The following is a 3,787-nucleotide window of genomic DNA, read 5'->3' on the forward strand; positions in this document are numbered from 1 at the left end:
AACCTGAAATCCCTAATTGATTCATATACGCGAAAGCGCTAGCTTGATTTTCAAATAGTCCAGATGGATCACTCTTATAATTTGGATTGTTAAACCCGAAACGGTAAGGAATCCTTTGCATAACATCTGAAAGCCTATCCAGTTAAACCTGCCGATGGTTATGTCATACTGAAATAGTTAAGTTTTTAATATAAATTACAATCCAAATATGGCAAATAACAGTTAGAATAATAAAAATTATTACACTTAAATTTAACCTCTTAATTTTTATTGCACTTAATTTTTCAAAATATTGTATTATCCTATACCTATCTCTTTTGTGCATATAATAATAACAATAACACACAATAATTGCCATAGCAATTATTTGCATCCATTTTGAATAAATTAAAATATTTCCATGAATCAGTAGTACCTTCGCATCCGCTGTCAGTCTTCCCGTGATCTTCATAATTTCTACGATTTTTAGTGATTACTATTTTTTGAAATTTTATTTGGCAATGAGAGGAGGCGCTGTTTTGTTTCATCAAATCCATTTCTACTATTTTACTCTTCATTGCTGACCTTTTTTTATTCGTCTAAAGAGCCGGAGTATGCTATGTTTCGTTTCGGGAGCATAAAAAGGTTAGTGTCTAGCAACAGCAAGGCTTTTAAAAAAAATACAACCAGCATGGGTGGAGATTTTTTTTAAACCTGAAAGACCTGGCCTTGCTGTTGCGTTAAGGACACGGAAATACCTTAGTTGCTGAAATGAGACAAAAGCATACTGGTTATTGAATTTAAAAATGAAGGGGAAGCCATAAGTATTGTATCTAAAATATTTTGAAAACACTCTCTTAGTTTTAACCTAAATTAGTCCACTTATTGCTGACGATTTACAACAAGCTAACACCAGCAGATGTCTATTTTGGAAGAGGTGAATTGATCTTAAAAGAAAGAGAAAAACTCAAGCAAATTGCAGTTTTACAGCGCAGAAATGAGTACCAAAAATCAAAATTACTAACTAAACAAAAAAATCATTTATCTTTGAATTATTAACTAAATACTCTCTTAGATAAAGTCCAATTTAGTTTGAAGACGTACATCGAAAAATCATAAATGAACTGCTATTCACTCCGACAGGGGAATTCAATATGCCAATAAGAACTTTACCAATAGGCGCGACTCTTTTAAGACCGTCACCAGAAGCATGAGCCGTAAAGGAGATTGTTGGGACAATGCTGTTGCAGAAAGCTTTTTCAAATCGCTAAAAACAGAATTAACTTATGGAAACAAACTAATTACTAAAGAGCAAATGGAACTTGAAGTTTTTGAATACATCGAAATCTGGCACAATAAAAAAAAAGGCACTCCGCTTTGAACTATAAAACTATTGAAGAATTTAATAAATTAACTATTTACAAAAATGTAGCTTAACTTTTTCTCTACTTTTTGTTTGCATATCCATCTTTTAATTATCATTTCTTTCATGAGTAATATTCATAATTGCATGTCATTTTTTGCAATTTTTATTAGTTAATTCATTTTTATATTACATTTAATTAAAAAACTTTGATATTATTAATGAAGAAAAATAAGTGATGGAATGAATCCTCCTAAAACCCAAAAAATAAAGTTAAAAATACCATCCTTTAACAGCCTGGCATCAAAACTCATATAAGTATCCTTAGGATTTTTTTTGTAAGCTTTCTTAAATATAAATAACATAATAAGAAATATTAGTTGAGAACATAGACTCATTTTTAAGATTCCAATTAATTTAAATTCTAATTGTAAAAAATCTTTTAAAAAGAGACCTAATAAAAATAGAAAAAAATTAAAAACTAAAAGAAGAATTGATTTCTTCTTATCAAGAAGAATTTCTCTTTTAAAAAGAAAGATCAGGTGTGTCGACAATCCTAAAATAACAAATATATAATTCATAATTAATCAGCGATATTATAAAGTGAATCAAAAGCTCCAAAGCTATCTGCAATTCCTAAGCCAATAGAAATGAAAGGACCAACTACAGGAATAAATGCAGTTCCCGTTATAATTAGAGATCCCGCTAATCTTGCTGCATCTGAATTTTTTCCTTCACTAATCCCATATTGTGCAAAAGCATTGACAACGGCAACACCAGTAATCCCTTTGCCAATACTAGTCGCAAGCTTGCCTGCATTAAGACTCGATTTCATGGCATTTGTAACTTTGGGATAGTTTCCCTTCCAATAAACATCTCCTTGGTGTAGGTATTTCCCTTGACTTATAGCCTTTTCAACATAATAACCAGTAGATCCGAATCTGCTGTACATCTTTGATTGTCGAGCTGCTTCACCCATTGTTAGACCAAAAGATAAAGCAGAAGTCAATGACGTACCTCCAGAACTACCACCTGAAGAACCGCCACCTGAAGAACCGCCACCACCTGGACCACCGCCACCTGGACCACCTCCTGATCCACCTCCTGATCCACCTCCTGATCCACCTCCTGGAATAGTAGTGAATAATAATGTATTATGTGCTAAAACAAGATTGCTTCCCTGCATCCAAAAAGTATAACCTCCATTATCAATCTCCCAATAGCCTCTCACACTGTTAAAACTTACAGAAGCACCTGAAAGACCAAACTGATCAATATGCGACAAAGCATCAGCACTACTTTCAAAAAGTCCTGACGGATCTGCCCAACTATTAGGGTTGTTAAATCCAAAGCGATACGGATTAATTCCCGGCATCAAATCTGCCAACCGATCCATTCCATTAAACCTACCAATAGCATGGTCATACTGTCTGAAATCCATCGCAGTAACATTCAGACCCAGCTCGTTCTGGTATTCCTGTCCGTTGAATTTATATTTATAACCAGAATCCTGATTAGGCGAAAGCGGCTCCAGACCTAAATAATACCCATTCTGCCCTGGTACCGAAACGAATACGAATTGTTCTTCATTGTACTTTTCCTGTTTCAGACCAAAAGGATAATAATGGTTCTCTTCCAGCACGAGAGGATCCTGCCCATTAGGGTTCTCCGTATAGCTCAATCTGATATTGCCCAGATGATCTGTATAATTATACACATAACTATAATTTCCTCCTGTGTGGTTCACATAGCCTTCACTCGTTTCCATAAACTGCAGTACGCCGTTGATATACTGGAAGCCCCCCATATAATCAGTAGTCGTTATAACACTGCCATTAGTAACAATCTTCTGCAATTTTGAGCCAGAGGCGCTGTAAAGGTACTTTATTTTTTTATCAGAAGCATTTTCAAAAACCACCTCTTTAGGCAGATTGATATGGTTATAGCTTATGCCGTTTTGGAGTATGCCCTTGTTGAGGTCCTTGGTAAGATTGCCAAGTCCGTCATAAGCCATTTCGCTATCTTCATCAGCACCATCCTTAAAACCAGCCGGATGACTGCTTGCATCTTTTATTTTGGTCAGCTTGTTTCCTGCATCATACGTATAAAGGAGCGCATCTATTTCAATGGTGAACTCTGGACTATCTAAGTCTCCGTTTCGATCTAGGCTCAAAATATTTCCATTTTTGTCATAGCTGATGCTTTCATTATAACTGTCAGTGAACGAAGCCTGCCCATTCGGTGCCACTTTTTGGTAGTAGCTGTCATTTAATCGGTTCATAGCATCATAAGCATAGCCATACTTTCGCACTATATTGTCAGTAGCTGTTTTCCAAAATATCTCAGATATATTTCCGTTATATTGAGATTTTACCAGTCCGTCTGCAAATTCCAGTGATATTGACCACCCGATTCCAGTTTAAAGTGAGCACCTAATTCCAGTTC

The 3,787-nt window shown here is 35.1% G+C and carries 3 protein-coding genes; 1 reads left to right on the top strand and 2 read right to left on the bottom strand.

Translation table 11 applies throughout. The features are described from left to right. Window positions 1–308: 308 nt before the first annotated feature. On the bottom strand, window positions 309–557 hold the full coding sequence (locus tag EG849_RS15360; RefSeq protein ID WP_125014303.1) for a hypothetical protein: 249 nt from the start codon (window positions 555–557) through the stop codon (window positions 309–311). A 632-nt stretch (window positions 558–1,189) separates the two neighbouring features. On the opposite strand from EG849_RS15360, the gene EG849_RS15365 reads away from it, so the two are divergent. Continuing rightward, window positions 1,190–1,360, top strand: a complete 171-nt coding sequence (locus tag EG849_RS15365; protein ID WP_233581821.1) for an IS3 family transposase — start codon at window positions 1,190–1,192, stop codon at window positions 1,358–1,360. 565 nt (window positions 1,361–1,925) lie between these two features. Here EG849_RS15365 and EG849_RS15370 read toward each other — a convergent pair. Beyond that, window positions 1,926–3,623 (bottom strand): RHS repeat domain-containing protein, encoded by a 1,698-nt coding sequence (locus tag EG849_RS15370; RefSeq protein WP_233581822.1) that lies wholly within the window; start codon window positions 3,621–3,623, stop codon window positions 1,926–1,928. Between the last annotated feature and the right edge of the window lie 164 nt (window positions 3,624–3,787).

Source organism: Flavobacterium macacae, assembly GCF_003865365.1.
GTDB classification, from domain to species: domain Bacteria; phylum Bacteroidota; class Bacteroidia; order Flavobacteriales; family Flavobacteriaceae; genus Flavobacterium; species Flavobacterium macacae.